This is a genomic window from Micrococcus sp. 116 (assembly GCF_902506395.1).
GTDB lineage: Bacteria > Actinomycetota > Actinomycetes > Actinomycetales > Micrococcaceae > Micrococcus > Micrococcus luteus.
Map to the genome: position 1 here is coordinate 1 of NZ_LR732372.1, position 4,033 is coordinate 4,033.

Genomic DNA, 4,033 nt, shown 5'->3' on the forward strand with positions numbered 1-4,033 from the left:
TACGCTCACCTGAAGCAGTGGCGGGGTCTGGCGACCCGGTATGACAAGTACGCGATCATCTACAGGGCCGCTGTGGTCCTGAATGCTGTGCTCGCATGGTCCAAACGATTGTCAGACATGCCCTAGGGGGAGTTGGGTGCCAGCTGCGGGTCGGTTTCCAGCGGAGCGGGCCCCGCGTGGGAGCTGTCTGGCGAGGGTTGTGGCGAGGATTCAGTCCGCCCCACACGACCGTTTGCGCCCTTAGTCCGAACACGGAGAGTGGCTGGGCAGATGCGTCACGGGAGTTTTCGCCGAGGGGCCTCTCGGCGTGCGTCTGATGCGACACTGGCCGCATGAATATCGCTTGGACCAGACGGCCTAGGACGCGAGTCGTCTGCATGGGCGTGGTGCTGGCGGTACTGCTGACCGGGTGTGGAGCCTCCCACGGGGATGGATCGACACCCACGTCGTCGTCCGCTCCACCAGGGACGCCGACCCCTGGTGGAGGATCGTCAAGTGGAGATCAAGACACCCTGGCGTACGCAGATCGGGCCCTCGACGTCCTTGATACCGGGCTGTACGCCTCCGGCGAGCGGTGGGAGCAGGCCCGAGCCCAGGTGCAGGAGACCGCCAAGACGGCGCGCTCACCTCGAGACCTCGACAGTGTCCTGCGCTATGCCACGGGGGTGGCTGGAGGAAAGCATTCGAGCTTCACTCCCGGCCCGGACCCAGCCGAGAGGGGTGAAAGGTCGACCTCCAGCGCTTCTGAGACACCGCGCATGAATGTCACGTTGCCGACCGTCACCACGACGGATGGCATCAGTACCCTCAGCCTGCCAGCACTGCCCGTGGCCAGTGACGACCCCCAGGCGTCCGAGTACGCGATGGTCCTGGCGGACGGAATCGACGCCGCAGCGACCGCGACCTGCGGGTGGGTGGTGGACGTGCAGGGAAACCTGGGTGGGAACATGTGGCCGATGCTCTCGGGGGTCTCCGCGTTGTTGCCGGAGGGGCCGGTGATGTTCTTCCGGGATAGGGCTGGCGAGGACACGGCAGTGACCGTGCAGGAGGACGGGGCAGGCACAGAGGGCATGACGTTCGTCAGCGTGGGGCCCCGGACACAACGCGATGGCGCTCCGATTGCGGTGCTTCAAGACCGGTCCACCTCGTCCTCGGGGGAGGCGGTGCTGGCCGCCTTCCGAGGGTTGCCCAATGCAAGGTCGTTCGGGCAGTCATCGTCAGGGTATGGGTCCGGGAATGCGACGCACGTGCTGTCCGATGGCAGCCGTCTCACCTTGACGGCCGCGGAGTTTGTGGACCGTGGAGGCGAGGTTCTGGGCGATCGCCCGGTGGACCCGGACCTGCCGATCCGTAGGGACGGGGGCGGCGGCACGGACGCGGCTCAGGCGGCGGCGAGGATCTGGCTGCAGGAACGCGGCTGCCCCTGAGCGCCCTGGCCCGCTCGCATCCCGCGGCGCGTGGTCCAGCCGTCGCGAAAGGGAGTGTGCGTGCGCTGGCAGGTCGCTCCAATGGCAAGCGTTGTGGCGCGAATCGGCTCCGCCGTAAACGACCGTGTGTGGGCGGGGTGGCCTGTGGATGTGATGGCTTGGTGGCGGGTTTCTGTGATCGCTCAGTGGCGGTGCAGGCGCGGTCAGGTGTCGGTCGTGGTGCGGCGCAGCTCGCGGTAGATGGTGGTGCGGGAGACGTTGAACAGCTCGGCCAGCTCGGCTTGGGTGTGCTCGCCGGCGGCGTGCAACGTCAGCAGGTGCTTGCGCTGAGAGGGCGAGAGCTTGGGCTTCTTGCCTTTGAGTTTGCCCTTGGATCTGGCGATGGCCATGTCTTCGCGGGTGCGCAGGCGGATGAGGTCCGCCTCAAACTCGGCCACCATGCCGAGCACGTTGAACAGCAACCGGCCGACGGCGTCGTTGGGGTCGTAGACGCTGCCTCCGAGGCTGAGCGCCACTCCCTTGGTGGTGAGCTCGTCGGCGATGTCCCTCGCGTCCGGGAGTGAGCGGGCCAGCCGGTCGAGCTTGGTCACCACCAGGGTGTCGCCGTCCCGGGTCGCGGCCAGCGCTTCGCGCAGCCCGGGCCGGGCGCGGGTCGTTCCCGTCAGGCCGTGGTCGAAGTAGATGTCCTTGTTCTCGACTCCGAGGCGCTCGAGTGCTTCCCGTTGGGCGGAGAGGTCTTGCTCGAGAGTCGAGACGCGCGCGTAGCCGACACGCATGTCCCCATTGTTGCAGTTACCCTCCCCTCACCGCCCACGTCACCGTACGGGTCTTGCGTACATGACGATCCCTCACAAGACGTCGTCGTGTGAACCGCATCGATAAGTGGCGGTGTTCTGACGGAGCTAAATGGCGGCATCGAGGTCTTGCGTCCCGATCGGAGTCGTCGGGCCGGCCGAGCTCGAGGTGATCGACGTGTTGATCGCTCTCGGGCGACTGTCCCACTTCCTTGGTAGTGGGACGGCCCGCGTGGGGATCCTTGCCCGATGTGCACGATCGGCGATTCCTGTACCAGAACTTGGACCAAAAGTGCTGAACCATTTAGGTCGTACGGAACCGACTTCCGGTACGCTGGGCGCATGGAATTGGGCTACGCGCGGGTCTCGACGGCCAAACAGGACCTCGACCGGCAGATCGATGCCCTCCGGCAGGTCGGGATCGCCGCCGAGCGGATCTATGTGGACAAGAAGTCCGGGGCCACCACGGAGCGTCCCGGGCTGACCGCGGCGCTGGCCTACGCCCGGGAGGGTGATGTGATCGTGGTGCACACCCTGGACCGGCTCGGGCGCACGGTGCGCGACACCTTGAACCTGATCCATGACCTCGCCGAGCGGGGGGTGGGGGTGCGCAACCTGGCGGACCCGATCAAGGTGGACTCCACCAATCCGAGTGATCCGATGGCGCAGTTGGCGGTGGTGCTGCTGGCGTTGTTCGGGCAGATGGAGCGCACCTACACCCTCGAGCGGGCTGCTCATGCCCGGTCGGTGGCCGCGGCGAAGGGCCGGCGGATCGGGCGGCCTACGGTGGTGGATCCGGACAAGCTGGCCTACGCGGCGCATCTGCGCGAGAGCGGGCACACGATGGCGGAGATCGTGGCCAAGACCGGGATCACGCGCACCAGTCTCTACCGTCACCTCCCGCCGCGGTCCCCGGAGCCGGTGACGGCCGGACCGGTCACCGCCGCCGAGCCCGAGCCCGGTCCGGCGGACTGACCCAGGTGGGGTGATGGTGGTGGTGCAGCTGGGTCCGCAGGAGAGAGCGGCATTGTTGCGCCAGCACCTCGACGAGGGGGTGCCGCTGACCCGGCTCGCCGCCCACGCCCAGGTCTCGGTCCGCACCCTGCAGCGCTGGGCCGCCGAATACCGGGCGGACTCCTCCGCGGCCGGCTTGCAGCGCAAGGCCCGCAGCGACCGCGGCCAACGCCGGCTGCCTGCGGAGCTGATCGCGGTGATCGAGGCCCTGGCGCTGCGCCGCCCGGCGCCGACGACCAGGTTCATCCACCGCCGGGTGTGCGATCTGGCCCCGGAGCGCGGCTGGGCACCCCCGAGCTACTCGAGCGTGCGCAGCGTGATCGCCGCGATCGACCCCGGGCTGCGCACCCTGGCCCTGGAGGGAGACACCGCCTACCGGGACCGATACGAGCTGGTGCACCGCCGGTCGGCGGTGAGGCCCAATGAGCAGCGGCAGGCCGACCACACCCTGCTCGACGTGGCGATCCTCGACAACCGGGGGCGCCCGGTGCGGCCGTGGCTGAGCGTGATCCTCGACGACTACTCCCGCGCGGTCGCCGGCTACACCGTCTTCACCGGCGCCCCGAATGCCGAGCAGACCGCCCTGGCCCTGCACCAGGCCGTGCGAGCCAAGCCCGACCCGCGGTGGCCGGTCCAGGGGTTGCCCGAGGTGCTCTACAGCGACCACGGGGCTGTGGAGTTGATCTTTGTGTGGCGGCATCTTGTGGTCGCTGTCTGGCGCTTGACGCCGTCATGACTGGTCGCCCAGACGCGCGTGGAGGTTGCTACCTCGATTTGCGGGTGGCGTACCAGGCGCCG

The 4,033-nt window shown here is 68.3% G+C and carries 4 protein-coding genes and 1 pseudogene; 4 read left to right on the top strand and 1 reads right to left on the bottom strand.

Features of this window, described 5'->3' with window-relative positions; translation table 11 throughout:
• Together CITRIK5_RS11715 and CITRIK5_RS11720 are read left to right on the top strand one after the other, a co-directional pair.
• Positions 1–126, top strand: a pseudogene (locus CITRIK5_RS11715) (IS5/IS1182 family transposase); the annotation flags it as partial.
• A 632-nt stretch (positions 127–758) separates the two neighbouring features.
• The gene (locus CITRIK5_RS11720) at positions 759–1,427 is read left to right on the top strand and encodes a S41 family peptidase (protein WP_061866748.1); all 669 of its coding nucleotides are present in this window, start codon (positions 759–761) and stop codon (positions 1,425–1,427) included.
• A 203-nt stretch (positions 1,428–1,630) separates the two neighbouring features.
• Here CITRIK5_RS11720 and CITRIK5_RS11725 read toward each other — a convergent pair whose 3' ends face one another.
• On the bottom strand, positions 1,631–2,203 hold the full coding sequence (locus CITRIK5_RS11725) for a recombinase family protein (RefSeq protein WP_159833791.1): 573 nt from the start codon (positions 2,201–2,203) through the stop codon (positions 1,631–1,633).
• A 360-nt stretch (positions 2,204–2,563) separates the two neighbouring features.
• On the opposite strand from CITRIK5_RS11725, the gene CITRIK5_RS11730 reads away from it, so the two are divergent.
• Together CITRIK5_RS11730 and CITRIK5_RS11735 are read left to right on the top strand one after the other, a co-directional pair.
• Positions 2,564–3,196: a recombinase family protein gene (locus CITRIK5_RS11730; RefSeq protein ID WP_016998066.1), complete on the top strand. Its 633-nt coding sequence runs from the start codon at positions 2,564–2,566 to the stop codon at positions 3,194–3,196.
• 13 nt (positions 3,197–3,209) lie between these two features.
• Positions 3,210–3,971: a DNA-binding domain-containing protein gene (locus tag CITRIK5_RS11735; RefSeq protein ID WP_236557208.1), complete on the top strand. Its 762-nt coding sequence runs from the start codon at positions 3,210–3,212 to the stop codon at positions 3,969–3,971.
• The last annotated feature ends 62 nt before the right edge of the window (positions 3,972–4,033 follow it).